The organism is Lactimicrobium massiliense (assembly GCF_900343155.1).
GTDB lineage: Bacteria > Bacillota_I > Bacilli_A > Erysipelotrichales > Erysipelotrichaceae > Bulleidia > Bulleidia massiliensis.
Genome location: NZ_OUNG01000001.1, coordinates 432,472 through 458,752, shown reverse-complemented (window position 1 = coordinate 458,752; position 26,281 = coordinate 432,472). Strand labels below are relative to the sequence as shown.

General features: G+C 49.0%; 26 protein-coding genes and 1 other annotated feature. Of the genes, 22 read left to right on the top strand and 4 right to left on the bottom strand.

What is annotated here, in order from left to right:
* Positions 1 to 12 precede the first annotated feature (12 nt).
* The 3 genes from DHU66_RS02265 to DHU66_RS02255 all read left to right on the top strand — a co-directional run bounded on the left by DHU66_RS02265 (position 13) and on the right by DHU66_RS02255 (position 1,963).
* Positions 13 to 579: a DUF6553 family protein gene (locus DHU66_RS02265; RefSeq protein WP_135358283.1), complete on the top strand. Its 567-nt coding sequence runs from the start codon at positions 13 to 15 to the stop codon at positions 577 to 579.
* 71 nt (positions 580 to 650) lie between these two features.
* Entirely contained in the window at positions 651 to 872 is a 222-nt protein-coding gene (locus DHU66_RS02260) for a toprim domain-containing protein (protein WP_108774265.1), read from the top strand.
* A gap of 47 nt (positions 873 to 919) precedes the next feature.
* The gene (locus tag DHU66_RS02255) at positions 920 to 1,963 is read left to right on the top strand and encodes a nucleoid-associated protein (RefSeq protein ID WP_108774264.1); all 1,044 of its coding nucleotides are present in this window, start codon (positions 920 to 922) and stop codon (positions 1,961 to 1,963) included.
* A gap of 73 nt (positions 1,964 to 2,036) precedes the next feature.
* Here DHU66_RS02255 and DHU66_RS02250 read toward each other — a convergent pair whose 3' ends face one another.
* Positions 2,037 to 2,510, bottom strand: a complete 474-nt coding sequence (locus DHU66_RS02250; protein WP_108774263.1) for an LURP-one-related/scramblase family protein — start codon at positions 2,508 to 2,510, stop codon at positions 2,037 to 2,039.
* A 340-nt stretch (positions 2,511 to 2,850) separates the two neighbouring features.
* Between DHU66_RS02250 and DHU66_RS02245 the strand changes: the two genes are divergently transcribed.
* The 7 genes from DHU66_RS02245 to DHU66_RS02215 all read left to right on the top strand — a co-directional run bounded on the left by DHU66_RS02245 (position 2,851) and on the right by DHU66_RS02215 (position 9,814).
* Positions 2,851 to 4,050, top strand: a complete 1,200-nt coding sequence (locus DHU66_RS02245) for an acetyl-CoA C-acetyltransferase (protein ID WP_108774262.1) — start codon at positions 2,851 to 2,853, stop codon at positions 4,048 to 4,050.
* 2 nt (positions 4,051 to 4,052) lie between these two features.
* The gene (locus DHU66_RS02240; protein WP_108774261.1) at positions 4,053 to 4,847 is read left to right on the top strand and encodes an enoyl-CoA hydratase-related protein; all 795 of its coding nucleotides are present in this window, start codon (positions 4,053 to 4,055) and stop codon (positions 4,845 to 4,847) included.
* Positions 4,848 to 4,869: 22 nt separating this feature from the next.
* Positions 4,870 to 5,748, top strand: a complete 879-nt coding sequence (locus DHU66_RS02235) for a 3-hydroxyacyl-CoA dehydrogenase NAD-binding domain-containing protein (RefSeq protein ID WP_108774260.1) — start codon at positions 4,870 to 4,872, stop codon at positions 5,746 to 5,748.
* Positions 5,749 to 5,866: 118 nt separating this feature from the next.
* Complete coding sequence (locus tag DHU66_RS02230) at positions 5,867 to 7,027, top strand: acyl-CoA dehydrogenase (RefSeq protein WP_108774259.1); 1,161 nt, start codon at positions 5,867 to 5,869, stop codon at positions 7,025 to 7,027.
* A 16-nt stretch (positions 7,028 to 7,043) separates the two neighbouring features.
* Positions 7,044 to 7,835 (top strand): electron transfer flavoprotein subunit beta/FixA family protein, encoded by a 792-nt coding sequence (locus DHU66_RS02225; RefSeq protein ID WP_245309327.1) that lies wholly within the window; start codon positions 7,044 to 7,046, stop codon positions 7,833 to 7,835.
* Between the two features lie 19 nt (positions 7,836 to 7,854).
* The gene (locus tag DHU66_RS02220; RefSeq protein ID WP_108774258.1) at positions 7,855 to 8,919 is read left to right on the top strand and encodes an electron transfer flavoprotein subunit alpha/FixB family protein; all 1,065 of its coding nucleotides are present in this window, start codon (positions 7,855 to 7,857) and stop codon (positions 8,917 to 8,919) included.
* 178 nt (positions 8,920 to 9,097) lie between these two features.
* Positions 9,098 to 9,814, top strand: coding sequence for a C39 family peptidase (locus tag DHU66_RS02215; RefSeq protein ID WP_108774257.1), 717 nt, complete (start codon positions 9,098 to 9,100; stop codon positions 9,812 to 9,814).
* 62 nt (positions 9,815 to 9,876) lie between these two features.
* On the opposite strand, the gene buk is transcribed toward DHU66_RS02215, so the two are convergent.
* A complete protein-coding gene (gene buk / locus DHU66_RS02210; RefSeq protein ID WP_108774256.1) occupies positions 9,877 to 10,974 on the bottom strand; it encodes a butyrate kinase in 1,098 nt (365 codons plus the stop codon).
* Between the two features lie 3 nt (positions 10,975 to 10,977).
* A complete protein-coding gene (gene ptb / locus DHU66_RS02205; RefSeq protein WP_108774255.1) occupies positions 10,978 to 11,904 on the bottom strand; it encodes a phosphate butyryltransferase in 927 nt (308 codons plus the stop codon).
* Positions 11,905 to 12,069: 165 nt separating this feature from the next.
* Here ptb and coaD point away from each other — a divergent pair, with 165 nt between their 5' ends.
* The 5 genes from coaD to tnpA all read left to right on the top strand — a co-directional run bounded on the left by coaD (position 12,070) and on the right by tnpA (position 18,396).
* Positions 12,070 to 12,576 carry a pantetheine-phosphate adenylyltransferase gene (coaD, locus tag DHU66_RS02200; RefSeq protein WP_108774254.1) on the top strand — a complete coding sequence of 169 codons (507 nt, stop codon included), beginning with the start codon at positions 12,070 to 12,072 and terminating at the stop codon, positions 12,574 to 12,576.
* Between the two features lie 75 nt (positions 12,577 to 12,651).
* Positions 12,652 to 12,898: a binding site (T-box leader), on the top strand.
* A gap of 40 nt (positions 12,899 to 12,938) precedes the next feature.
* The gene (gene asnB / locus DHU66_RS02195; RefSeq protein WP_108774253.1) at positions 12,939 to 14,516 is read left to right on the top strand and encodes an asparagine synthase B; all 1,578 of its coding nucleotides are present in this window, start codon (positions 12,939 to 12,941) and stop codon (positions 14,514 to 14,516) included.
* A 23-nt stretch (positions 14,517 to 14,539) separates the two neighbouring features.
* Positions 14,540 to 15,616 carry a branched-chain amino acid aminotransferase gene (locus DHU66_RS02190; RefSeq protein ID WP_108774252.1) on the top strand — a complete coding sequence of 359 codons (1,077 nt, stop codon included), beginning with the start codon at positions 14,540 to 14,542 and terminating at the stop codon, positions 15,614 to 15,616.
* A gap of 112 nt (positions 15,617 to 15,728) precedes the next feature.
* Positions 15,729 to 17,390, top strand: a complete 1,662-nt coding sequence (locus DHU66_RS02185; protein WP_108774251.1) for a hypothetical protein — start codon at positions 15,729 to 15,731, stop codon at positions 17,388 to 17,390.
* Positions 17,391 to 17,925: 535 nt separating this feature from the next.
* Entirely contained in the window at positions 17,926 to 18,396 is a 471-nt protein-coding gene (gene tnpA / locus DHU66_RS02175) for an IS200/IS605 family transposase (RefSeq protein WP_108774249.1), read from the top strand.
* Between the two features lie 183 nt (positions 18,397 to 18,579).
* On the opposite strand, the gene DHU66_RS02170 is transcribed toward tnpA, so the two are convergent.
* Positions 18,580 to 19,089: an ECF transporter S component gene (locus tag DHU66_RS02170; RefSeq protein WP_108774248.1), complete on the bottom strand. Its 510-nt coding sequence runs from the start codon at positions 19,087 to 19,089 to the stop codon at positions 18,580 to 18,582.
* 270 nt (positions 19,090 to 19,359) lie between these two features.
* On the opposite strand from DHU66_RS02170, the gene DHU66_RS02165 reads away from it, so the two are divergent.
* From DHU66_RS02165 to DHU66_RS02135, 7 genes are all read left to right on the top strand, one after another.
* Complete coding sequence (locus tag DHU66_RS02165) at positions 19,360 to 19,896, top strand: DUF4256 domain-containing protein (RefSeq protein WP_245309324.1); 537 nt, start codon at positions 19,360 to 19,362, stop codon at positions 19,894 to 19,896.
* A gap of 14 nt (positions 19,897 to 19,910) precedes the next feature.
* Positions 19,911 to 21,074 (top strand): MFS transporter, encoded by a 1,164-nt coding sequence (locus DHU66_RS02160; RefSeq protein ID WP_108774246.1) that lies wholly within the window; start codon positions 19,911 to 19,913, stop codon positions 21,072 to 21,074.
* A 327-nt stretch (positions 21,075 to 21,401) separates the two neighbouring features.
* Positions 21,402 to 22,289 (top strand): fructose bisphosphate aldolase, encoded by an 888-nt coding sequence (locus tag DHU66_RS02155; RefSeq protein WP_108774245.1) that lies wholly within the window; start codon positions 21,402 to 21,404, stop codon positions 22,287 to 22,289.
* 207 nt (positions 22,290 to 22,496) lie between these two features.
* Positions 22,497 to 22,730, top strand: coding sequence for a hypothetical protein (locus DHU66_RS02150; RefSeq protein ID WP_108774244.1), 234 nt, complete (start codon positions 22,497 to 22,499; stop codon positions 22,728 to 22,730).
* Positions 22,727 to 24,235, top strand: coding sequence for a Y-family DNA polymerase (locus DHU66_RS02145; protein ID WP_108774243.1), 1,509 nt, complete (start codon positions 22,727 to 22,729; stop codon positions 24,233 to 24,235). The genes DHU66_RS02150 and DHU66_RS02145 overlap by 4 nt, the downstream gene beginning before the upstream one ends.
* Complete coding sequence (locus DHU66_RS02140; RefSeq protein WP_108774242.1) at positions 24,232 to 24,657, top strand: hypothetical protein; 426 nt, start codon at positions 24,232 to 24,234, stop codon at positions 24,655 to 24,657. Before DHU66_RS02145 ends, DHU66_RS02140 begins: the two co-directional genes overlap by 4 nt.
* Positions 24,658 to 24,737: 80 nt before the next feature.
* Complete coding sequence (locus DHU66_RS02135; protein ID WP_167836217.1) at positions 24,738 to 26,279, top strand: MBOAT family O-acyltransferase; 1,542 nt, start codon at positions 24,738 to 24,740, stop codon at positions 26,277 to 26,279.
* Positions 26,280 to 26,281: the final 2 nt, after the last annotated feature.

Sequence of the window (26,281 nt, the reverse complement as noted above, 5' to 3'; positions counted from 1 at the left end):
AAACATATGTTCATGAAAAAGAAAGAAGCGGATCACAGCCAGTATCTTGAAGACTGGCCACTCCATTACTATGAGATCAAGGATATCAGCCTGCGTGAGAAAATCCTGCAGGAAAGGATCGCACAGTATGATGATCCTGATGATCAGCGGCGTCTTGTGATTCTGCAGAAGCGATATGGCAGAGCGCAGCTGAAACAGCGGCCGGACAACTTCATGCATACTTTGCTCATGATCCGGCAGATGGCAGACACAAAGCCAAATGCTTTTAATCGTAAGACGATGAATGAACAGCTGATCACGCATCTGGAGACACTTGGTGTCTATGATGAAGATCCTGTGATGGAGGCAGAATGGGCGGATCTGTTTGACTGTTATCTGACTGTTTCACGCAAATCTTTCTCCCGGCCGGCATTTCTTGGCATGGGCAGAAGGGATCAGGATACGGTCAGTGCAGCAGTGATGGACGATCTTTCACAAATGTTGGAAGAAGTGCCTGCCCGCTTTCATCTGCAGCAGGATGTAGCAAGCCTGCTTGCCATTGCCAGAAAACGGGCAGAAGTCTTTCTGGAGCAGAATTGAGACGACTGCATCACAAGTCCGCTGGCATCTGATATAATAAGAGCACATAAGTTTCAATAGAGGTGATGGGAATGAGCAAGAAACATGGGTATTGGATTCATCACAGAAAGCCATCTGACACAGTCATGGGCGGCTATCTGTATCTGCCTGCCTGCGATTGTTCGGAGTGCGGCCATACAGTGAATATCGAAAAGCCGATCTGTCCATACTGCGGCACGATCATGGACCGGACCGCACCTGCAGATCAGGAAGGCCCGATTGAAGGCGAACCGGAAACGGATAAAAAAGATTGAAAGGACTTGCAAAAGCGGGCAGGATCCCGCTTTTTTAAACGAAGAAGATGGAAGATAACGAAGAAGCAGTACTGGAAGACAAGAGTGCCGGCATTGTTCTGACAAGGGCGATTTTGCATATTCTTGACAGCAGTACAGATACCGAAATTCTCTCACAGCAGACATTGGATCTGGAAAAGCCGGAAATCCAGAAGTATGTCTATGGGCATACGAGAAGATGTTTCAATGACCTGCGCAGCCGCCATGGCACGTTTCTGCCCGACAGTCCGTTTCAGGTGCTGATGCATGACTTTTTTCATCAGCACAAAGACTTTGAAGAAACCAGTGGTGATGCGGCAGGGGTGCTTTCAGCCTGGCTGAAAGAGCATCCTGGTGCCTGCCTGGATGTACTGGCTGTGGATTTTCGGGCAGATGAGGTACCATACTTTGGCATCATGCTGTTAATGAACCAGAGTGCCTGGACGCATACAACACAGATGAATGGTGACAGGGTGGCTAACAGCTTTGCACACCAGCCGATTCTGCCTTCTGCCACCCGGAAGCTTTCTTCCTTCTGCTTTGTCAATCTGCTCAATGATGAGATTCTGTATACAGATGAAACAAACTGGCCGGATGATACAGCCCTGCTGCAGGATGTGCTGCTGCACTGCACTGGGAAGAAATCAGATCAGGAAGTCATTTCCCAGATGACACAGATCGCCAATGAGGTTGCCCAGCAGTATGATGAGAATCCATCGATTGCGGTATCCGGCATCAAGCGGGCGGTACGCACCAGTGCAAAGGAAGAAAGGCCGCTGGCGATGGAGGAGGCAGTGGAAGAAGCATTTGCCGGTTATGATCACCAGGAAGAGATGGCTGCTGCGTTTGAGCAGAAGCGCAAAGAGGCCGAGGTGCCGGATGCGCTGGAAGTGCCAAAGGCAGCCGTGGTGCGCAAAATGAAGAACCAGAAGCTCAAGACGGATACCGGTATTGAGTTGAGCTTTCCGGTGGAGTACTTTCAGAATCCGGATCTGATTGAGTTTATCAAGCATGAGGATGGCACCATCACGATTGAGATCAAGCACATTGGGAAAATACTGAATCGAAGCTGAACAGGACATTGTGCCTGTTTTTTTGCGGGATAACCTGAATCAGTATGGACCGACTGGGTACGTTGTCTTCAGTTCAATTGCCCTGGGAACATTTTTCGGCATCGATGGCGAGAACGAACATGAGGCAATATAGTGAGTCTTCGTCCTTTTTGACATCAATAACATAGGTGTCGCTGAGGTGGAACAGTTCTTTGCGGATCTCTGCGATGATTTCACCATGGCGGTCAAAGATGGAATAATTCCACCCGGTGAAGGATCCTTTTGCCTGCCAGCCGTTGAAGTCAATGTCATAGACCGGACTGAAGAATGTGAATCGTTTCTGGACAGAGCCGATTTTCTGATCTGCCACATACAGGTCGAAATGAGGCAGAAGACGGAATATTCTTTCCTGTACTGTTCCCTGTTCATTTCCACAGTTATCGAAGATTTTCAGACAGTGTCCCCATGCCAGTTGTCCTTTGACGACGTAAATGGTATTTCCTTCCTCATCATAAATGTCATAGCTGTCGAACCAGCTTAAGATGCGCTGTTTAAATAGCAGTTTCACAGTATTTCTTCCCTGATGAGAATATTATATGACAATATTCATATTCCTTTTCACTTTTGGTGGTTCAGATCAGCTTCTTTTATAATGATTTTTTCTGAAGCAGCTTTTTAATGGTACTTTAGCAAAATGATGCATAAATAAAACGATGATATATATTGGCAGGCAGATGGAAATTTCAATTTGGCAAAGATTTGAAATATATAAAAACAATTTGTGAATAAAAGCACATATTGAACTTTGTTTTACAGAAACCTGATTGAAAATCATACAGGCTTGTGGTATCTTTATTCGTGCATGAGAAAACTTTAACAAGTTGCTCATAAGGAAGGAGACACATCAGATGTCAAAGAAAATTGTTATTGCGAGTGCCTGCCGTACAGCCATTGGTAAGATGGGCGGCGAACTCAGCACCGTTCCGGCAGTGGATCTCGGTGCTGCTGTGATCAAGGAAGCAGTAAAGCGTGCAGGCTTGAAGCCTGAGCAGGTCGACCATGTATATATGGGTAATGTGATCCAGGCTGGTCTGGGACAGAACCCGGCAAGACAGGCTTCGATCAAGGCTGGTCTGCCGGTAGAAACACCGGCTGTCACCGTGAATGTTGTCTGTGGTTCTGGTTTGAACTGCGTCAATATGGCAGCTGAGATGATTGAAGCAGGTGATGCGGATGTCGTCGTTGCCGGTGGTATGGAATCCATGTCCAATGGTCCTTACCTGCTGCCGCATGCAAGATTCGGTTATCGTATGAATACACCGAAGGATGGCCTGGTTGATGCTATGGTCCATGATGCGCTGTGGGATGCATTCAATGACTATCACATGATGATTACAGCTGAGAACGTAGCTGAAAGATGGCATCTGACAAGAGAAGAGCTGGATGAGTTCTCCGCTCATTCTCAGAATAAAGCATGCGATGCCCGTGACAATGGCCGCTTCAAGGAAGAGATTGTTCCGATTGAGGTCAACATGGGCCGCAAGAAGGGTATTGTAACTGTTGATACAGATGAGGGCCCGAGAGAGGGTCAGACACCTGAGGTTCTTGCCAAGCTGAAGTGCTGCTCTGGCAAGCAGGGCGGTGTTGTTACTGCTGGCAACGCTTCTGGTATCAATGATGGTGCTGCTGCGCTTGTCATCATGTCTGAAGACAAGGCAAAGGAACTGGGCATCAAGCCGATGGCAACATGGATTGCCGGCTGCCTGGCTGGTGTTGATCCGGCAATTATGGGTGTCGGTCCGGTTGCGGCAACACGCAAGGTCATGAAGAGAACAGGCCTGACCATCGATGACTTCGATCTGTATGAGGCTAACGAGGCATTTGCTGCACAGAGCTGCGCAGTTGCCAAGGAACTGCATTTCGATCCTGAAAAGCTGAACGTCAATGGCGGTGCCATTGCCCTGGGTCATCCGGTTGGCGCTTCCGGTGCCAGAATCCTGGTTACTCTGCTGTATGCCATGAAGCAGAAGAATGCACACAGAGGTCTTGCAACACTGTGCATCGGCGGCGGCATGGGCTGCGCTACTGTTGTGGAGCGTGAGGACTGACAATGAGCTTTGTCGATTATGAGGTAAACGGTCAGGTTGGCATCATTACCATTGACCGTCCGAAGGCACTGAATGCACTGAATTCTCAGGTTCTGGATGATCTGAGCGCCGTGCTGGATGGTGTCGATGTCAATACAGTGCGCTGCCTGATTGTAACGGGTGCTGGTGACAGAAGCTTTGTGGCTGGTGCTGATATTGGTGAGATGAGCACACTGACCAAGGAAGAAGGAAAGGCATTCGGCAAGAAGGGCAATGATCTTTTCCGCCGTATTGAGACATTCCCGATCCCGGTGATTGCGGCTGTCAATGGCTTCGCTCTTGGCGGCGGCAATGAGCTTGCAATGAGCTGCGACTTCCGTATCGCCAGTGAAAATGCTGTGTTTGGCCAGCCTGAGGCAGGCCTGGGCATCACACCTGGTTTTGGCGGTACACAGCGTCTGGCAAGACTGGTTGGACCTGGCTATGCCAAGCAGATGATCTATACTGCCCGCAATATCAAGGCAGATGAGGCACTGCGCATTGGCCTGGTCAATCAGGTTGTCTCTGCAGAAGAACTGATGCCGACAGCACTGAAGCTGGCCCAGACAATCGCTGCAAATGCACCGATTGCGGTACGTGCCTGCAAGAAGGCTGTCAACGAAGGTCTTGAAAAAGAGATGGATGAAGCTGTGACAGTGGAAGAAGGACTGTTTGGCAGCTGCTTCGAGAGTGAGGATCAGAAGGAAGGTATGGCCAATTTCCTTCGCAAGAAAGATGATCCAAAGAAAGTCAAGCATGTGGCTTTCAAGAATGCATAAGGTAAGACAGGAGGAATAACAGATGAAGGTAGCAGTTATTGGTGCTGGCACAATGGGCCGCGGCATTGCCCAGGCATTTGCCCAGTGCGCTGATGTTGAGAAAGTGTATCTTTGCGATATCAAGCAGGAGTTCGCTGATGGCGGTAAGGCCAAGGTCAAAGCTTCTCTTGATAAGCGTGTTGCCAAGGGCAAGATGACACAGGAAGCAGAGGATGCCATCCTGAACAAGATGCAGACAGGCCTGAACTCTCAGGCTGTGGATCCGGATCTGGTTGTTGAGGCAGCTCTGGAAGTCATGGACATCAAGAAGAGCACATTCAAGGATCTGGAAGAGAACATTGTCAAGAATGACAAGTGCATCTTTGCCACAAATACTTCTTCTCTGTCTGTCACAGAGATTGGCGCAGGCCTGAAGAAGCCTGTGATCGGCATGCATTTCTTCAACCCGGCTCCGGTGATGAAGCTGGTTGAGGTCATCAAGGGTGCCAACACATCTGATGAAGATGTCAAGGCAGTCAAGGAAATCGCTGTCAAGCTGGGCAAGACGCCGGTTGAAGTCAATGAGGCTCCGGGCTTTGTTGTCAATCGTATCCTGATCCCGATGATCAACGAGGGTATCCAGGTTTACAGCGAAGGTGTCTCCAACATCGAAGGCATCGATACTGCCATGAAGCTTGGCTGCAACCATCCGATGGGACCGCTGGAACTGGGCGACTTCATTGGTCTGGATATCGTTCTTGCCATCATGGATACACTGTACAAAGAGACAGGCGATTCCAAGTACCGTCCGGCTATGCTGTTAAGAAAGATGGTCAGAGGCGGACATCTGGGTGTCAAGACTGGCTTTGGCTTCTACAAGTACAATGCGGACAGAACCAAGACACCGGTAGACGAGTTATAAGATCAGTTGCGAACTTCAGCGCTGGACGTATTTGACGCTCAGCGCTGTTGCTATGGTATGCGGGAGATGAAAGAATAGACGCTCCCGGCCATGTTTGAAATATTGGAGGAATATAGAAATGGATTTCCAGTTGGACAAGCCACATCAGATGGCGCAGAAGCTTTTCAAAGACTTTGCTGAAACAGAAGTAAAGCCGCATGCAATTGAAGTGGATGAAACGGAAGAATTCCCGCGGGAAACTGTCAAGAAGATGCAGAAGTACGGTTTCATGGGTGTTCCGATTCCGAAGGAATATGGCGGCCAGGGCTGCGATCCGCTGACATATGTCATGCTCGTTGAGGAGCTTTCCAAGGTCTGCGGCACAACCGGCGTCATCGTATCTGCACATACTTCCCTGTGCATGGATCCGATCAATACATTTGGTACAGAGGAGCAGAAGAAGAAGTTCCTGGTTCCGCTGGCCAAGGGTGAAAAGCTTGGTGCCTTCGCTCTGACTGAGCCGGGTGCTGGTACAGATGCTCAGGGTGCTCAGACAAAGGCTGTCTTTGATGAAGCTACCCAGGAGTGGGTTCTGAATGGTTCCAAGTGCTTCATTACCAATGGTAAGGAAGCAGATATCTATATCATCATTGCTTACACAGACATCGTGCTGGACAAGAAGGGCAGAAAGCAGAAGAGATTCTCTACCTTCATTGTTGAAAAGGGTACACCGGGATTCACCTTTGGTACAAAGGAGAACAAGATGGGTATCCGCGGTTCTTCCACATATGAGCTGATCTTCCAGGACTGCCGTATTCCGAAGGACAATCTGCTTGGCACAAGAGGCAAGGGCTTCCCGATTGCCATGCATACACTGGATGGCGGCCGTATTGGTATCGCTGCGCAGGCTCTTGGCCTTGCGGAAGGTGCTCTGGACCGCTGTGTGGCATATGTCAAGGAAAGAAAGCAGTTTGGCAGATCTCTGTCTCAGTTCCAGAATACACAGTTCCAGCTTGCTAATATGAAGACACAGGTTGAGGCAGCCAAGTTCCTTGTATACCGTGCTGCTGAGGCCAAGGCTCTCAAGCCGCGTTATTCTGTAGAGGCTGCTGAGGCTAAGCTGTTTGCGGCTGAAACAGCAATGCATGTTACAACCGAGTGTGTTCAGCTGATGGGCGGCTATGGCTACATCAGAGAATATGAAGTTGAACGTATGATGAGAGATGCGAAGATCACGGAAATCTATGAAGGTACTTCTGAAGTACAGAGAATGGTCATTTCCGCAGATATGCTGAAATAAGAGAAGGAGACAGAAGATGATGAATATCGTAGTATGCATCAAGCAGGTTCCTGATACAGCGGGCGGCGTCAAGTTCAAACCGGATGGAACCCTGGACCGCGGCGCTATGCTGGCGATCATGAACCCTGATGATAAGGCTGGTCTTGAAGCAGCTCTGGAAATCAAGGACAAGGATCCTGAGAATATCAAGGTTACTGTACTGACCATGGGTCTTCCGAAGGCCGATGAGGTACTGCGTGAAGCAATGGCCATGGGCGCTGATGATGGTGTCCTGGTAACTGACAGAGTGCTCGGCGGTGCTGATACATGGGCTACTTCTTCTACAATTGCCGGTGCTTTGAAGAATATGAAGTATGACCTGATCTTTACAGGACGTCAGGCAATCGATGGCGATACTGCACAGGTTGGTCCGCAGATTGCAGAACATCTGGGCATTCCGGTGATCTCTTATGCAAGAGAAGTCAAGGTTGAGGGCAATGAGGTTGTCGTCAAGAGACAGTTTGATGATGGCTATATGATTGTCAGAGCCAAGATGCCTTGCCTGATCACAGCTCTTTCTGAGCTGGATACGCCTCGTTATATGACACCTGGTGGAATCTTTGATGCATATGCCAAGGATGTGACTGTCTGGGGCAGAAAAAACCTGGATGTTGATGACTCCGATATTGGTAAGGCAGGTTCTCCGACCATGATTGCCAAGGCATCTGATAAGGTTGCCAAGGGCAAGGGTGTCAAGGTGACACCGGATACACCGGCAGATGCAGCTGACTATATCGTCAATGTGCTTGCTGAAAAGCATGTGATCTGAGTAATGGGAGGAAGAAGAGATGATTAAGAAGAATCTGGAAGAATACAAGGGTACTGCAATTTATGCCCAGCAGGTTGATGGAAAGCTTTCTCCGATTACCCTGGAGCTTCTTGGCAAAGCCAGAGAACTCGCTGAGTCTCTGGATGACAAGACAGTCACTGCTGTATTGATTGGTGAGAATGTCGGCGGCCTGGTTGATGAGCTGGCTGAATATGGTGCAGATAAGGTTGTCGTCATCGATGACCCGAAGCTGAAGGATTACCGCACAGAGCCGTATACACAGGCACTGGCTGGCTATATCAATGAGTTCAAGCCTGAAATCGTTCTGGTTGGTGCTACTGCCATCGGCCGTGATCTTGGTCCGCGTACTTCTGCCCGTGTTGAAACTGGTCTGACTGCTGACTGCACAAAGCTGGATATCGGTGATTATCCGCTGGTCGCAATCCCAGGTCAGGAACAGAAGCATAAGCAGCTGCTCATGACACGTCCTGCATTTGGCGGCAACACAATCGCTACCATTGCCTGCCCGAACAACCGTCCTCAGATGGCTACTGTCCGTCCGGGTGTTATGCAGAAGATTGAGCCTCGCAAGGGTGCCAAGGCTGAAGTGATCAACTGGAAGCCGGCTCTGGAAGAGAACAACTGCTATGTCACAATCGAAAAGGTTGTCAAGGAAGTCTCCAAGGTTGCGGATATCTCTGCTGCCAAGATCCTTGTTTCCGGCGGCCGTGGTGTTGGTTCTGCTGAAAACTTCAAGCTTCTGGATGATCTGGCTGCTGTTCTGGGTGGAACAGTATCCTGCTCCAGAGCAGTTGTTGATGCAGGCTGGAAGCCGAAGGAACTGCAGGTTGGCCAGACTGGTAAGACTGTCCGTCCGCATGTTTACTTCGCAATCGGTATTTCCGGTGCGATTCAGCATGTTGCCGGCATGGAAGAGTCCGATATCATCATTGCCATCAACAAGGATGAGAATGCACCGATCTTCGATGTCGCCGACTATGGTATCGTTGGTGATCTGAACAAGGTAGTGCCGCTGCTGACAGAAAAGCTGAAGGCTGCCATTGCCAAGGCGAACCAGAACTGATTGATTCAAAAATAAATCCGGTCTTTCATGGCAAACATGGAGGATCGGATTTTTTTGCGCATAGATGATGAAAGGAACGTCACATATTCATTTCCAGATGTTCAGAAAATCTTCATAATTCCTTAAAGTTTACTTCGCGTACCTCCGGTATTCTCTGAATGTGAACAGGAGAAACCGTATGAAACAACTGATATCACTGCTATGCTGCGCAGGCGGGGCAGCAGCACTTTTTACCGGTTTTGGCATGAAGAAAGAAGAACTTGTACAGGATGCTGCAGATGCCTATGAGAAGGTATCAGGAAGCGGTGTGATTCTGGAAGGCGTGGATGCGGTGAACCAGTATCCAGATTATCCGGATGGCTGTGAAGCGGTATCCCTGTATATGTTAATGCAGTACTATGACAGTTCCATCACGATGGAAGATGTCATTGATGCACTGCCCATTGCAGATAATCCCTATCAATCCAGAGAAGGCTTTGTTGGCTATGATCCGGAAGAATATTATATCGGCAATCCTACAATTGCCTGCTGGGGCAGCTATAACGGTCCGATTGCCGAGGCTGCCAATACTTTGCTGGATGGCGGCTTTACAGCAGAAACAGGTGTTTCTCTCAGTGAGATCAAGGCAATCCTGGACAGCGGCAATCCGGTAGAGGCATGGCGCTATCTGGATGACGATGCCACCTCTACGGAATATACAGAATGGACAGATCTTGAAACTGGAAAAACAGTGGAATATCCCCTGGAAATGCATGCTGTGGTCATCTACGGCTATGATTCCACGGGATTCTGGATTGCGGATCCAAATGGCGGTACAACGTATCATATGACCTATTCCAATTTTGAACCGCTGTTTGAAGGACTTGGATCCAGGATCGTTTACCGTACAGCATAAGAAAAAACAGATTGCAGACAGTGTATTGCACACACTGTTTACAGTCTGTTTTGCGTTTGATCTCAATAGTTGGAATCTTCAGGTTCTTCTTCGTAAACCTGTGCTTTTTCCTCACCGGTCAATACACGCAGGGCACCCTGAGCAAGTGCGATCATCTCACGCTCACCAGGAATGACAGCCACCGGTGCAATCCAGCCGACATAAGACTTGATGGCATCCGTGACATCCTTGCCATAGGCAATGCCGCCAGTCAGAATGATGACATCGACATCACCCTTGAGGACTGCTGCCAGAGCTGCAATATCCTTGGAATGCTGGTAAACGAAGGCTTCCTTGATCAGAGCAGCTTTCTTGTCACCCTTTTCAATCATCTTATTGACTTCACGCATATCTGCCGTGCCAAGGTAAGCAACCATGCCGGCATCACCAACCGCGTGACGCATCATGGCATCTTCCGTCGGATACTTGCCAGAGTAGCACAGATGAATCAGATCACCGACCGGAACACCGCCGCTTCTTGTCGGAGCGAAGGCGCCGTCGCCATCCAGGCCATTGTACATATCAATGATCTTGCCTTTGCGCAGCACAGCTGTTGTGCAGCCGCCGCCCATGTGGGCAACCACAGCATTGATCTCATTGAACTTCTTGCCGATGGACTTTGCATATTCTCTGGTGACAGCACGGATGTTCAGGGCATGAATCTTGGACCGTCTGGTGATATCCGGCATACCGGAAATGCGGGCAACATCCTGCATTTCATCAACTGCGGTAGGATCAACCGTGTAAGCCGGAATGCCCAGCGGATCAGCAATCTTCTTGGCCAGCAGGGCACCGAGGTTTGCGGCATGGTCACCATGCAGGGCAATGGTCAGATCATGCACGATGGCATCATTGACGGTGAAAGTGCCGGCTGGAATCGGATGCAGATAACCGCCTCTTCCAACACAGGCATCCAGCTGATGAATGTCATAGTTCTGTTCCTTCAGATAATTCATGATGACCTGATAGCGGAAATCCAGCTGATCGATGGTTTTCTTGAACTTTTCGATTTCAGATACCGGGTGGTCAAGGCCGACTTCCATGACTTTCTCTTCATCTGCGAAGATCGCAATCTTGGTGGAAGTGGAGCCAGGATTGATTACAAGAATGTTATATGCCATATGTTATCCGTTTACCTTTCTCATATGTTCTGCCAGCAGGGCGGCCAGGGCAATGGAATATACCTTGGTTTCCTTGGAATCGGAACGTGATGTCAGAATGACCGGGGCAGCTGTGCCAACCAGCACATTGCCGTTCTTGAGCCCCGGCACCATGTGTACCATGGTCTTGTATACGAGGTTGCCGGCATGAATATCCGGGAACAGCAGAATGTCTGCCTTGCCGGCAGCCGGACGATCTTCGGCACCCTTTTCCTTGGCAGCGGCAGGATACAGGGCAATATCCAGACTCAGCGGTCCATCCACGACACAGCCCTTGATCTCGCCGGCTTCATTGGCCTTGCGCAGCTCATCCGCATCTACCGTGCACGGCATCTTCGGGTTGACAACCTCAACCGCAGCCAGCGGAGCAACTTTCGGATTCTCTACGCCGCATGCATTGGCAACGTCAACATCATATTCAATGATGTGCTTCTTGTCTTCCAGTGTCGGATACGGAATGAAGGCAACATCGGACAAAAACAGCAGACGGTCGATGCCCGGTACTTCAAAGACACAGACATGGGAGAGAGGCTTGCCTGTACGCAGGCCGACTTCCTTGTTTAATACAGACTTCAGGAAATTCTTTGTCGGAAGAATTCCTTTCATATACATATCTGCCTTGCCATCATGGACAAGCTGCACTGCTGTTAACGGTGCCTTGTCACTATCCGGTTCATTAATGATGGTGAACTGGCTGCAGTCCATCTTGATTTCATTGGCAATTTCACGGATCTTTGCCTCATCGCCGACGAGAACGGCATCGATGATGCCAAGGTCATGAGCCTCCTTGACAGCCTCGAGAACCGCCGTGTCCTGTGCACAGGCAACACTCAGTGTCTTGCGGCCGCAGGAAGAAAGCTTTGATAACAGCTCCTGAAAGTTTTTCGCCATAATCTTGTGTAACAGCCTCCTTGTTTACTTTTACAGCATGTGTATGTTAACATATTCACATGATAGATTCAAGGCAGGAAAGCCCTTACACAGAACGCATTGATGATCTTTTCCATATGATGATCAATATTCAGGAGGGGACCTGCCTTTTAAGGGGGCATTTTGATGAAAGCAGTCTATTCTGGCACATTTGATCCGATCACAAATGGCCATCTGGATATTATCGAGCGGGCAAGCCGCATGTTTGATGAAGTGACGGTTCTGATCATGCGCAACGTAAACAAGAAGTGCCTGTTTACCGAGACAGAGCGCCGTGATCTGATCGTCAGAAGCCTTCAGACACTGCCGCAGGTGCACAATGTTTCGGTGGTGATTGGTGAGGGCTTAACAGTCGATATGGCCAGACAGCTGGGGGCAGTGGCAATCGTCAGAGGCATCCGGGCAGTTTCAGACTATGAGTATGAGCTGAAACAGGCAACAGCCAACATGATGCTCAATCCCGATATTGAGACGATGTTAATGATTGCAAGGCCGCAGTATTCGTTCCTGTCTTCCTCGGTTGTAAAGGAGATTGCACTCAATGGCGGTGCGATCACCGGCATGGTGCCGCAGGAAATTGAGAAAGAAGTCATGCAGGCACTGCAGGAGCAGATGAAACAAAGTCAGAAATAAATGAAAAAGATTTAGAAATTTGCAGAAAACAAGAAAATTTGATTGACATTCATTTTCATCAGGCGTAAAACAGAGACACAAGCGATGAAGGGGAGAAGTAAGCAGAAGGCGGATCCAAGTGAGTCGAAGAACAGTGAGAACTTCGATATTGCGCATTGCTGAAAGAACACCCCTGAGCCTCGGACCGAAATGTGAAAAGTAGGCTTCGACGGGAGCAGACCGTTATCTGATTGACCCCTGATGATTGTCAGGAGACTAAGCGATTGATCGAGTGATCAATAATTCTGGGTGGCACCGCGGAGTACAGTCCTTCGTCCCAAACATGGGATGAGGACTGTTTTTTCACGGGGAGGATACAAATCATGTGTGGATTGCTTGTAACAACAGATCCTGCCACCAGCAGGGAAGCTTTTGAAAAAGGGTTAAGAAGACTGCAGGACCGCGGGCCTGATGACAGCCGCATTGTAACAACAGATCATGGCATGCTTGGCTTTGACCGCCTGGCAATCATGGGTCTGACTCCGGCAGGCATGCAGCCATTTAAACTGGGTGATGATCTGGTCGTATGCAATGGTGAAATTTACGGCTTCCGTCCGATCAAAGAAACACTTTCTGATAAATATACATTCAAGTCCGGCTCAGACTGTGAGATTATTCTGCCGCTGTACAAAGAGATGGGAACAGCTATGTTCTCACTGCTGGATGCGGAGTATGCCATGGTAATCTATTCCGCAAAAGATGGCTGGATCGCATCCCGTGATCCGATCGGCATCCGTCCTTTGTTCTATGGCTATACCGAAAACGGAAAGATCTGCTTTGGCTCCACGGCCGCATCCTTACAGCCAATTGCCCAGCGCATCATGCCATTCCCGCCGGGCACTTTCTATAAGGATGGCAAGTTCACGCCATATACCGAAATCTGGCAGCCGATGCATGTTGGCAAAGAATCTCTGGAAGAAGTATGCGGCACCATTCATGATCTGCTGATTGATGGCGTATTAAAGCGGATGGATGCGGATGCCGAGGCAGGCTACCTGCTTTCCGGCGGTCTGGATTCCTCCCTTGTCTGTGCGATTGCCCAGCGCCATTCTGACAAGCCGATCCGCACGTTCTCCATCGGCATGGATACTGATGCCATCGACTGCCGCTATGCCCGTGAAGTGGCTGACTTCATCGGCAGTGAGCACACTGAGTTCCGCATGACAAAGAGTGACATCCTGGAAGCACTGCCGGAGGTGATCCGGATCCTTGGCACCTGGGATATCACGACCATCCGTGCTTCACTTGGCATGTATCTGCTGTGCAGGAAGATCCATGAGACAACCAACATCAAAGTACTGTTTACCGGCGAAATTTCCGACGAACTGTTTGGCTACAAATACACCGACTTTGCTCCGGATGCGGACAGCTTTGAAAAGGAAGCTGAGAAGCGTATCAGGGAGCTGTATATGTACGATGTGCTGCGCGCTGACCGCTGTATCTCTTCCAACTCCTTGGAAGGCAGAGTGCCGTTTGGTGACCTTACCTTTGTCCGCTATGTCATGGGCATTGATCCGGCTATGAAGATGAACACGTACCACATGGGCAAGTATCTGCTGCGCCATGCCTTTGAAAAGGACAACTGCCTGCCCCATAACATTCTGTTCCGTGACAAGGCAGCCTTCTCAGATGCTGTCGGCCATTCCCTGGCAGATGATCTGAAGGCATATGCAGCTGAATGCTATACAGATGAAGAATATGAACAGAAGCGCAGACAGTATGCCTACTGCACACCGTTTACAAAAGAATCACTGCTGTATCGTGAAATCTTTGAAAAGTTCTATCCTGGTGAAGCAGATATGATTAAGGATTTCTGGATGCCGAACCGCAGCTGGAAGGGATGCGACGTGAACGATCCTAGTGCACGCTACCTGTCCAACTATGGAGCCAGTGCATATTAAGCAAAGAAAGGGCAGAAGGGGAAATGCTGAAGATCAAGATTACACAGACCAAGTCATTTAAACCAAAGCCGAAGGATGAAACCCAGCTTGGCTTTGGCAAATACTTTACGGATCATATGTTCCTGATGGACTGGGATGCCAAAAGAGGCTGGCATGATGCCCGCATTGAGCCATATCACAGTTTTCAGCTGGATCCGTGTGCCGGTGTATTCCACTATGGTCAGGAAGTGTTCGAAGGTATCAAGGCATATCGGACCAAGGATGACAGGATTCTTCTTTTCAGACCGTGGGACAACGCTGAACGCTTTCAGAAGAGTGCCGAAAGAATGTGCATTCCGCCTGTGCTGCAGTCTGACTTCATTGATGGCATCAAGGCACTGATTCAGATTGACCGTGACTGGATTCCCCATCGGTTTGGTACATCACTGTATCTGAGACCATTTATTATTGCGACTGGTACCGGCTTTGGCGCTAAGGCAAGTTCCGCATACCGCTTTGTCATCATTGCCAGTCCCAGCGGCTGCTACTATGAAAACGGACTGGAACCAATCAAGGTCTATGTCGAGGATAAATACATCCGCACTGCCCCGGGACTGGCAGGCTATGCCAAGTGCGGCGGCAACTACGCTGCCAGCATGAAGTCGATGGCCAAGGCCAACCAGCTGGGCTATGATCAGGTGCTCTGGCTGGATGGCATTCATCACCGCTATGTCGAAGAAGCAGGCTCCATGAATGTGTTCTTTCTGAAGGACAATGTCCTGTATACTGCACCATGCGAAGGTACGATCCTGGATGGTGTTGTCCGCCGCAGTGTGATCACTCTTGCCAAAGAACAGGGCATAGAGACAAAGGAAATGCATATAGACATCGACGATGTCATGAAAGATGGAAAGGATGGCAGTCTGCAGGAGTGCTTTGGCACAAGCACTGCCGCATTGATTGCACCGATTGGCGAACTTCGCTATCATGATGAATCTGTCGTCATTTCCCAGGGACGCATCGGCCCCGTTTCTCAGATGCTGTATGGCCGCCTCAGCGGGATTCAGTGGGGACGGGAAGAAGATCCCTATCACTGGACAGTGGAAATTGTAAAGAAGTGAATTGTACAAAATGAAGGGAGTGAATGCTCCTTTTCATATACCCTGCAGGCAGTGTACAGATATTGCTCACATTGCAGTACTAAATTCATAACTGCAAGGAGGACATACAAACATGAAAAAGCACAGCGTCGTAAGTGCATTGCTGGCAGTGGGCATGCTGACAGGAAGTTTTTCCTCAGCGGCAGTGCTGGCGGATGATCAGACAGGAGGAGGCCCGGGTGGCTCAGCACCCCAAGGCACGCCACCCGATGGTGCTCCGGGTGGATCCGGTGGCGGCAGTTCTGCTGTGACTTCCTGGGATGCCGTCAAGGAATATTCTTCTGATACGGAAGAGAGTGATGGAACGTATGATTCCACCGGCACGGATGAGAATGCCATCCATGTCAGCGGCGGCAATGTTGTCCTGCATAATCCGACAATTACCAGAACGAGCAGTGAAAGTTCCGGCGGTAATAACTCCAGTTTCTATGGTGTTGGCGCAGCCGTGCTGACAACGGATGGTACATCCTACATTGACGGAGGCACCATCACAACCAATGCCAATGGTGCAGCTGGTGTGTTTGCCTACAGCAATGGCACTGCCTATGCAGGCAATACAACGATTTCAACAAGCGGCAATACAGCCGGCGGTATTCATGTCGCAGGCGGCGGCAAGCTGTATGCCTACAACCTGAATGTGACAACCCAGGGTGAAAGCTCAGCGGCGATTCGTTCTGACAGAGGCGGCGGTACGATGGTCGTGGATGGCGGCAGCTATACAACCAATGGCACCGGTTCCCCGGCAGTTTATGTCACAGCCGATGTGACCGCAGCCAATGCAGATCTGACGGCTAACAACTCAGAAGGTGTGTGCATTGAAGGTCTCAATACACTGCGGCTGTTCAATTCGAACCTGACATCCTCCATGCAGGATCTCTCGCAGAATGACAGCACATGGTCCGTGATTCTGTATCAGTCCATGTCAGGCGATTCCGAGGTTGGCAGCTCCAGTTTCTATATGGTGGATGGCAGCCTGAATTCAAAGAATGGCGGACTGTTCTATACAACCAATACAGAGTCCAACTTCTATCTGGAAAATGTCAAGATCACACAGAGTGATGATGCTGAATACTTCCTTCGTGTCTCTGGCAACAATAACCAAAGAGGCTGGGGTACCAGTGGTTCCAATGGTGCCCAGACAAACTTCACTGCCAATGATCAGGAAATGAAGGGTGATGTTATCTGGGACTCCATCTCGACACTGGATTTCTATATGGAAAACGGTTCGGCCTTAACAGGTGCTGTTGTGGATGATGAAACCTATGCCGGCAGCGGCGGATCAGGCTATGCAAACCTGTATATCGACAGCGGCTCCACATGGATCGTAACAGGTGATTCTACTGTGACAAATCTGTATAACACCGGTACGATCAAGGACGCCGATGGCAATGCCGTTACCATCAAGGGTACAGACGGTACTGTCTATGTACAGGGAACAAGCAGCTATACCATCACGGTTTCCAGCTATTCCACAACGGTGGATATGAGCGGTGCCATCAGCGGTGTCAGCTATGATGATTACAAGGTGGCAGCACCTTCCCAGTTAGCTTCTGTAACAACCACAGCAGTCTCTACTGCTTCCGCATCTGCTTCTGCCCCTGCCTCTTCTTCCACAGAGACAGCCAGTACAAAGGACAGTGTTTCTGCAAAGACGATCATCGTGATTGCGGCTGTTGCGGCAGCAGCTGGTCTGGCTGTATATGCAGTGATGCATAGCAGAAAGAACAAGAGCTGATCTAAGCTTTTGATACCAATTTCCAAGGAACCTTTGGCTGATATGCCAGAGGCTCTTTTTCTGTTTGCCTGGTGCTTATCATAGCAAGACGAATGCTTTACATGGATCTGTTATGTTATGCCAGCATTTTGGGGATTTAGAAAAAGAGGAATGTGAATGCAGAAAAAGCGGACTGATGAGCAGAAACGATGCCAAGTGGCTGTGTAATAGCAGCTCTGCGATAGTAGGATGGAGATTTTGGGAACCTCTGATCGAAGGAGCCAGATGAAGAAAACCCATCAGAAGAATGAATCATGCATTCAAGCATTCTCTGACGCCTTTGCAAGGTATTTGCTTCACACAGAGTTTCCCAATTTTCAAGTGCAGGGCGGACAAAATAGGAAACGGTATTTGAAAAGAGATCTGCTGTTCTTTTCAGTGCAGCATAGTCATCCCGAATACGCACACCATAGCTGCCAGCAACCTGCATGGTTTATTTCCTCCTGTGTACAGTACAACATATTTAGTGGTAATATATACAGAAGGAGACATTATTATGGACTATTCCACTGAATATCATAAGAATAGACACGCAATCTACAAACTTCAATACCATTTGGTTGTCGTTACAAAAAACAGACATCCAGTGCTTACAGAAGAACTCTCGGATCGGCTGATCCAGATCAGCCGCAAAGTAATAGAAGACGATTGGAAATGCCGGATCCTGGAAATTAATACGGACAAGGATCATGTTCATATTCTTTTTGAAGCCTCTCCGCAGACGCAGCTCTCTAAACTGGTGAACAATTATAAAACCGTCACCTCCCGGCTGCTAAGGAAAGAGTTTTCGTCCGCATTAGAAAAATATGATTGTAAGGACCGATTCTGGTCTGACACCTACTTCCTGAGTACCGTATCCGAGACTGCAGAAGAAGCAGTAAGAATTTATATTCAGGAACAGGAGAAGCGTGATAATGAAGGATATCGCCGTCATGCAGGAAGAAGAAAGGCGGCTAACCCCGCCTAAACGTCTTTTACCGCTATAGACGGGGTATGCGCCGCAACTAAATCAAAAGCGTGGATGACCTGATGCGGCGGATCACGAATGCAAAACGGCTCGCAAAGGCAGTGAAGGGCAGCAGCTTTGTGTAAATGAAAAAAAGGATATGATGTGCCGCAGCAGATCATACCCGGAAATGAATGACTGTGATCAGGCAAGATGCGCTTTCTGCAGTGCCTTGACAAGGAATGGAATGACAATCAGGTCAATGACAATTGCCGGTGCTGTAGAGACAAAGTATGCTGTGATCCAGACATTGAAGGAATAGCTGGAAACAAGCAGTGCGGTAATCAGTCCGCCGGCAATACGGCCCAGAATCATTGCTGGAACAAGTGCCAGATAGATGGAAGACATCTTCCGTTTATCTGCCTTTTTCATGATCAGGCCTGTTACCAGGCCATAAACACCAAGCTCTGCCATCATGGCAAGCGGCCCGATCTGGGGCAGCCCGTTGATCAGATAAGAAAGAGCAGGTGTGACAATACCGCAGATCAGTCCTTCCCATGGCCCAAGGACAAGACCGGCAATCAGCACCGGAAAGTGCATTGGCGAAAACAGAATCATGAACGAAACACCAAGCAGTGTCCGGCATATGGTGACAATAACCAGGCCGATGGCAATCATCAGGCCGGTCAGTACAATACTTCTTGTTTTATGCATAGAAAAATCCCCTTTTTCACTATTATACAAAACAAGTAAAGACTTTGAATCATGCCGGTTGAAATCTCCGGCAGACCCTGCTATATTCCAAATAGTTAGATATAACTAACTCAGGAGGAAGCCATGTATACACAATTTACTCTGGCAGCCCTGCTGGTAGCTGGATTTGTTACCCTGCGGCGCACCGTCAGACAGAAGGCCGGTTTACAGTAAAAACCGGCTTTGCTTTGTGCATGGACATGCCGTACCATATGCCATGGAGGAATGTATATGGAATGGCTGAAAGAACGTTTCCTATCAAATATGAACAGACATCCGGATATCAGCTGGGATCAGGTGGAATCTTTGCTGGAAAAAGATTCTGATGCCAGGGAAAGCCTGGAGTGGATGGAAGAAACCGGCGGAATGCCGGATGTGCTGCAAAGAGATGATTACCAGATTGTCTTTGTGGACTTTTCCAATGAGGAACCAGCTGGCAGAAGAAGTGTCTGCTATGACGAACAGGCAAGACTGGCAAGAAAGAAGAATGCGCCTGGCGACAGTGCCATGGCGTTGGCTGCACGCCATGGACTTACACTGCTGGATGAAGAAGATTACCGTGCCCTGCAGGAATCTGGCGATTTTGATCTGAAAACGAGCTGCTGGCTGTTAACGCCAGATGATATCCGTAACAGTGGTGGCGCTCTATTTGGCGAGAAGCGCTATGGCCATATTTTCATCTATCATAATGGAGCCGACTCCTACTATCAGGTACGCGGCTTCCGATGTAAACTGATTCTGCCCTTATCTGAAAAGGGCAATGCATAAGGAGCGCTTATTCCATGAGTATGATGAAAGGTGAAAGTGTACTGCACTTCAGCCTGCTGGATGGCCTGTTCTGGGCATTCTTTGCCTGCTTCGGCGGTCTGGTCAGTGCCTATTTCCTTGCCTGCGGCATGGCAAATACCACATTGAGCATCACCCTCGCCGGCTACATGCTGGCAAGCTTTGTGGGAAGCTTTGTCCTTGGCCAGCTGTGTGACCGTCTCACCAGCAACCGCAAGGTCTTCCTGCCCGTATTTGCACTGTCTGTATTAACAGCCTTTCTTGCCTTTTTCATGGCGAAAACAAACCTGACTATCGCTGCCATCCTTTTCATCCTGTTTGGCTTTCTGTGCCTGCCGCTGGGATCCAGCCTGGATGCCTGGATGCTGAGAAGCTTCCACAACGATGGCGCCAAATACGGCCGGGCGCGTTCATCCGGATCTGCCGGCTATGCCTTTGCCATGTTAATCATGGGCATCTGGATCCAGAAACAAGGTTATGATGTCATGCCCATTGCGATGACTGTTCTTGGCATTCTTGTGTTTGTCTTTGCATTTGCTGCAAAAGAAGAGCCCTATCCCAAGAAACAGGCACAGCAGAAAAAAACCGGCATGAAAGACCTGTTTCAGATCCATCCATATATGTTTTTGCTGGTGATCATTCTGCTCTGCGGTCTGTCTGTTTCACCCATCAATAATCTTAAGATTGTCATTCTGAAAAGTGTCGGCGGTGATGTCGGCATCATGGGTCTGGATTCCTTCCTGGGCGTGATGATCCAGGCACTTTGCATCATGATGGCCGGACCTATGCAGAAGATCAACAGCCACCTGCGCCTGTTCCTGATGAGCGCATCACTGCTTGTGACGATGTTGCTGATTGTATTTGCCGTCAATCCTGCCATGGTCATTCTCAGTACCTGTTTTGTCAACCTCAGCTACGGTCTCATGCTGGTAACCCAGAGACAGATCACCGAAGAAACCGTCATGAGTGACCTGCGCACAACGGCACATGCACTGTGCGATACGATGTATTCCGGTGTCTCCGGTACCATTGCCCTGATGTATTCTGGTGCCATGATGGACCACCTGGGTGCCAAGAGTCCGGCTGTATTAGGCCTTGTCCTGACAATCATTGCATCATTGCTGAGCATTGTGCCAATGCTGAAAAAGAGCAAACAATAGAAAATTGATACTTAGTTTTTAGGCTTTTCTGTACTCATGGTGGGTGAATACTCATGAATGCATGGGCTTCTCATCAGGCATCTTGTCTGGTTCTCAGACAGATGTTTTTTTCTTTCTTCACGCTGCTGAATGATGGAGCTGCGATTGCAGTAGAATAAGGTTTTGCTCTGCGGCAATACGAAATCCTGGTTTTGTATGCCTGATTATGAACACATTAGATGAAATCGTTTTGGAAATGATTCATAATGCAGGTAGAGAAAGAGTTTTCTTTCCAACAGTATTGTTCAAACGATATGGAATGTATCAGAAAGGAGCGTCAGAGGACGTATGAATGAAGAACAACTGAAACGTATGGAATCAGGAAAGGGGTTTATTGCTGCACTGGATCAGAGCGGCGGCAGTACACCGAAGGCATTGAAGACGTATGGTATCGATTCTTCTGCTTGGCATAATGATGAAGAAATGTTTGATATCGTGCATCAGATGAGAACGAGAATCATTACATCACCATCATTTACAAGTGAGCATATTCTGGCCGCAATTTTGTTTGAAAACACCATGAACCGTACCATTGATGGCATGCCGACGGCGGATTATCTGTGGCAGCGCAAGGGTATAGTGCCGATTCTCAAGGTTGACAAGGGCCTTGCCGAAGAGAAAGACGGCGTACAGCTGATGAAACCGATGCCGCAGCTGGAAGAGCTGCTTGACTCTGCTGTCAAACATCACATCTTTGGTACAAAGATGCGTTCTGTGATCCATGAAGCTAATACCAAGGGAATCAAGGATATCATTGACCAGCAGTTTGAAGTCGGCATGAAGATCGGCCATCATGGCCTTGTACCGATTCTTGAACCGGAAGTCGATATCCACTGCCCGGAAAAGGAAAAGGCAGAAGAGCTGATGAAGGCAGAGATCATGAAACATCTCAAGGATCTGCCGAAAGAATGCAAACTGATGTTCAAGGTGACCATCCCGAGTGTTGATAATTTCTACAGTGATCTGATGCAGGATCCGCGTGTTGTCAGAGTGGTGGCACTGTCCGGCGGTTATTCGCAGGCAGAAGCCAATGAGAAGCTGGCCCGCAACCATGGCCTGATTGCGTCCTTCTCACGTGCTCTTGCACAGGATCTGCGTGTGAATCAGACCGATGCAGAATTCAATGCAACCCTGAAGGATGCCATCGATAAGATCTATGCCGCATCCATTGCCTGAAGACAACGCAATAGCAGCGCATCTATAACAGAGGATTTTGGCTGCTGCCAGCCTCTGTTTTATTATGCTTTCATCTGTCTTTGGGAAACGATGGCGAAGGATTATAATAAGGGCAGCACCAGGAAGAATGGTGCCTGTGAAATAAGAGAATAAAGATGGAAAAGCACAGCATTCTGGTGCTTTTTGTATCTTCGGGAGAATGTGAATATGAAGAATCAGCAATTGAAGAAGAAAGGTGTGCATGTAGGCAGGAATGAGTCTGCCTATGAGGCACTGAAGAAGAGTGTGCCGCACTGGATCCATCATACCGTGGAGGATCCCAGCTATGTCGGCGGCATCAAGTATCTGCCTGAGTGTGACTGCTCGGAGTGCGGCTATACCAGCAGCACGGAACACGATGTATGCCCGCACTGCGGAGCAAAGATGCACCAGCTTTCATGAGTGAACGTGTTTACATTGCCATTGATCTGAAATCGTTCTATGCCTCAGTCGAATGCCGCAAGCGTGGACTGGATCCTCTGCGCACCAATCTGGTGGTGGCGGATGTTTCCCGCACCGATAAGACAATCTGTCTGGCTGTGTCACCGGCTTTGAAAAGCTTTGGCATCCCGGGCAGACCGCGCCTGTATGAAGTCAAACAGGATGTCGCTGCGATCAACCGGAAACGCCGTATGGCGATTCATGGTGCACCGTTCCATGGTGTCTCAACCGACATGATTGAACTGCAGAAAGATCCTTACCTCAAGCTTGGCTTTATTGCCGCAAAGCCGCATATGGCCCATTACATCGAGATAAGTACGAAGATCTATGATATCTATCTGAAATACATATCCATGGATGATATCCATGTGTATTCCATTGATGAAGTGTTCATGGATGCAACGGACTATCTGGAAGCCATGCATCTGAGTGCAAGACAGCTTGCCGTAAAGATGATTCATGATGTGCTGAATGAGACCGGTATTACGGCAACAGCGGGCATCGGCACAAATCTTTTCCTGTGTAAATGCGCCATGGATATTGTGGCCAAGCATATTCCGGCGGACAAAGATGGTGTGCGCATTGCCTGCCTGGATGAAATGAGTTTTCGAAGAACCCTGTGGACCCATAAGCCGCTGACCGATTTCTGGCGGGTCGGCCATGGCATTGCCAGACGGCTGGAAGCCAATGGCATGTATACCATGGGTGATGTGGCCAGATGTTCGCTTGGGAAAAAAGGTGAATTCTTCAACGAAGATCTTTTGTATTCCATGTTTGGCATCAATGCCGAACTGCTGATTGATCATGCCTGGGGCTATGAACCATGTACGATGGCAGATATCAAGGGCTATGCGCCTTCGGCCAATTCCTTAGGTGCAGGACAGGTATTGATGGAGCCGTACAGCTATGAAAAAGCAGGATTGATCGTCAAGGAGATGAGTGATTCCCTGGCCCTGGATCTGACAGAAAAACATCTGGTGACATATGAATTGTTTCTTGGCATCGGCTATGATGCGTCTTCTGTGCATGATGATAATTTTGACGGAAATGTATCAACAGACTGGTATGGTCGCAAAGTGCCGTCTTCTGCCCATGGCAGTGTGCGTCTTGATTACCGTACCAACAGTGCTGCCATGCTGCGGAAAGCCTTTTTCAGCCTGTATGAGAAGATCACCAATCCTTCCCTGAAAGTCAGAAGAGTGAATCTGACTGCTTTGAATATTGTGGATGAAAGCAAAGCTGGCAAGGTTGTCAAAAACGAACAGACCAGCCTGTTTGACAGTGCCCGTGAAGAAAATGATGATGCTGCCTGGAAACGGGCAATGGAAAAAGAACATAAAGCGCAGGAAGCGATTCTGAAGGTACGGCAGAAGTATGGCAAGAATGCTGTAGTCAAAGGCATGGATCTTGAGGAAGGGGCTACGGGCAGACAGCGCAATGCACAGATTGGAGGACATAAAGCATGACACCGATTTCTTTGAATCAGAATGATCCTCACCGCTATGATGACATCCTTGATCTGCCGCATCATGTGTCAAAGAAACATCCGCAGATGGCCCGGGCTGCACGGGCTGCCCAGTTTGCACCGTTTTCAGCGCTGACAGGTTATGGGGAAGCAATCAATGAAACCGGAAGACAGGTAGATGCCAGGCATCTGCCGGGGGCTGATGAGCAGGATGAGATCAATGCCGTACTGCAGGAAATACTGCAGCTGGACCACCCGGCTGTTGATGTCTGTTACTTTGTGAAAGATGAAAAGAAAGATGGCGGCCATTATCAGGAAAAGGAAGGCAGTGTACGCCGGATTGACAGCGGCATGATGGAGTTTGATGACCGCAGTAAGATTGCGATTGGCGATATCTGGAATATCCGTATTCTGAAGCGTTAAAAAAACCTTAAGATTACTGAATTCTTATGACACTGTGCTTTGACAGGGATATACTAGCTGTCGTTGCATGTGAGGTGTCCATGTCTTATAACGTTAACGTTTACTTTATATATTTCCTGCCGGCACTGATGCTGGCCTACCAGCTGACCCCGAAGAAGTTCCGTTGGCTTACGCTGCTTGGCGGCAGTGCCGTCTTTTTCTGGCTCATCAGTCATGAGCTGATTGTATGGTGCATCGCCGCCGCACTGATCTGCTGGGCAGCAGGTCTTTGGATGGAACATTTTCAAAAGAAGGCAGTTGATCGGGAAAGCCGGAAAAAGATGAAGAAAGCTTCCGGCAGAGTCTGCTTTGCAGCGGGATTCCTGATCGTTGCAGCACTTGCTTATCTGAAATACACACCTTTTGTCCTGAGTAATTATGCGGCAATTACCCATCATGAGATCACCATTCCCAAACTGATTGCACCGATTGGTATTTCCTTCTATTCCCTGCAGGCCATCAGTTATCTGCTGGATGTCCACTGGGGCAGAATCAAGGCAGAACACAACCCATTGAAGGTCATGCTGTACCTGATGTTTTTTGCCACAGTCATGGAAGGCCCGATGGGCAGATGGGAAGATGAAGCCGATACCTTGTTTGCCGGCAATCCGATTACCGGTCTGAGCATCACAACCGGCGGTGTACGAATTCTATGGGGCCTGTTCAAGCGCATGGTCATCTCTGACCGCATGAACACCCTGGTCAATGAACTGTTCTCTGTCCATGCCGAATACACCGGCATGATGGTCATCTTTTCATCAGTTGTCGTGACTGTCCAGCTGTATCTGGAATTCTCCGGTACGATCGATATTGTCATCGGCAGTGCCCAGTTGTTTGGAGTCAAACTGCCTGAGAATTTCCGGCAGCCATTCCTGGCCCGCAATGCGGCGGAATTTTGGCGTAGATGGCATATCTCTCTTGGCACCTGGTTCAAGAACTACATCTTCTTCCCGGTATCTACCTCGAAATTGATGAAGAAATGGGGCAGATTCGGCCGCAAACACTGCGGTAAATATCTGACCAATGTCGTCACCAGTGCCATTGCCTTACTGCCAGTATGGCTGTTAAACGGACTGTGGCATGGCGGTGAGTGGCCCTACATCATGTATGGCGTCTATTACTTTGTTATTCTGCTGCTGGAAGTTATGCTCAAACCTGTACAGGACAAACTGCTGGAAAAGCTGCACTGGTCTGAGAATGCAGCAGGGTTTGTATGGTTCTGCCGGGTGCGTACCTGGATTATTATCTGTCTGGGTGAAACACTGTTCCGCTGCAGCACGCTGGCCCAGTTTGGCCACATGATGAAGGAACTGTTTACCACACCGTTTATCTCTGGTTTTCTTGCCAATGTCATGGATCTGAATCTTGATCTGGGTGATTACATCGTGATTCTGGCTGGCATCATCATCGTTGCCATTGTAGATCTCAGGATGGAGAAGAATCCGGATCTGTTAACCAATGTGCCGCAGCTTTCCACACCGCGCCGCTGGGCTATCTACTACAGTCTGATCATTGCCATTGCGCTGCTGGGTGCCTATGGTGCCGGCTATGATCCGGTAGATCTGATCTATGCTGGGTTCTAAGG

Coding starts and splice junctions, on each gene's coding strand:
- DHU66_RS02265 (WP_135358283.1), top strand. CDS start 13: ATGAAAAAGAAAGAAGCGGATCACAGCCAGTATCTTGAAGACTGGCCA.
- DHU66_RS02260 (WP_108774265.1), top strand. CDS start 651: ATGAGCAAGAAACATGGGTATTGGATTCATCACAGAAAGCCATCTGAC.
- DHU66_RS02255 (WP_108774264.1), top strand. CDS start 920: ATGGAAGATAACGAAGAAGCAGTACTGGAAGACAAGAGTGCCGGCATT.
- DHU66_RS02245 (WP_108774262.1), top strand. CDS start 2,851: ATGTCAAAGAAAATTGTTATTGCGAGTGCCTGCCGTACAGCCATTGGT.
- DHU66_RS02240 (WP_108774261.1), top strand. CDS start 4,053: ATGAGCTTTGTCGATTATGAGGTAAACGGTCAGGTTGGCATCATTACC.
- DHU66_RS02235 (WP_108774260.1), top strand. CDS start 4,870: ATGAAGGTAGCAGTTATTGGTGCTGGCACAATGGGCCGCGGCATTGCC.
- DHU66_RS02230 (WP_108774259.1), top strand. CDS start 5,867: ATGGATTTCCAGTTGGACAAGCCACATCAGATGGCGCAGAAGCTTTTC.
- DHU66_RS02225 (WP_245309327.1), top strand. CDS start 7,044: ATGATGAATATCGTAGTATGCATCAAGCAGGTTCCTGATACAGCGGGC.
- DHU66_RS02220 (WP_108774258.1), top strand. CDS start 7,855: ATGATTAAGAAGAATCTGGAAGAATACAAGGGTACTGCAATTTATGCC.
- DHU66_RS02215 (WP_108774257.1), top strand. CDS start 9,098: ATGAAACAACTGATATCACTGCTATGCTGCGCAGGCGGGGCAGCAGCA.
- buk (WP_108774256.1), bottom strand. CDS start 10,974: ATGGCATATAACATTCTTGTAATCAATCCTGGCTCCACTTCCACCAAG.
- ptb (WP_108774255.1), bottom strand. CDS start 11,904: ATGGCGAAAAACTTTCAGGAGCTGTTATCAAAGCTTTCTTCCTGCGGC.
- coaD (WP_108774254.1), top strand. CDS start 12,070: ATGAAAGCAGTCTATTCTGGCACATTTGATCCGATCACAAATGGCCAT.
- asnB (WP_108774253.1), top strand. CDS start 12,939: ATGTGTGGATTGCTTGTAACAACAGATCCTGCCACCAGCAGGGAAGCT.
- DHU66_RS02190 (WP_108774252.1), top strand. CDS start 14,540: ATGCTGAAGATCAAGATTACACAGACCAAGTCATTTAAACCAAAGCCG.
- DHU66_RS02185 (WP_108774251.1), top strand. CDS start 15,729: ATGAAAAAGCACAGCGTCGTAAGTGCATTGCTGGCAGTGGGCATGCTG.
- tnpA (WP_108774249.1), top strand. CDS start 17,926: ATGGACTATTCCACTGAATATCATAAGAATAGACACGCAATCTACAAA.
- DHU66_RS02170 (WP_108774248.1), bottom strand. CDS start 19,089: ATGCATAAAACAAGAAGTATTGTACTGACCGGCCTGATGATTGCCATC.
- DHU66_RS02165 (WP_245309324.1), top strand. CDS start 19,360: ATGGAATGGCTGAAAGAACGTTTCCTATCAAATATGAACAGACATCCG.
- DHU66_RS02160 (WP_108774246.1), top strand. CDS start 19,911: ATGAGTATGATGAAAGGTGAAAGTGTACTGCACTTCAGCCTGCTGGAT.
- DHU66_RS02155 (WP_108774245.1), top strand. CDS start 21,402: ATGAATGAAGAACAACTGAAACGTATGGAATCAGGAAAGGGGTTTATT.
- DHU66_RS02150 (WP_108774244.1), top strand. CDS start 22,497: ATGAAGAATCAGCAATTGAAGAAGAAAGGTGTGCATGTAGGCAGGAAT.
- DHU66_RS02145 (WP_108774243.1), top strand. CDS start 22,727: ATGAGTGAACGTGTTTACATTGCCATTGATCTGAAATCGTTCTATGCC.
- DHU66_RS02140 (WP_108774242.1), top strand. CDS start 24,232: ATGACACCGATTTCTTTGAATCAGAATGATCCTCACCGCTATGATGAC.
- DHU66_RS02135 (WP_167836217.1), top strand. CDS start 24,738: ATGTCTTATAACGTTAACGTTTACTTTATATATTTCCTGCCGGCACTG.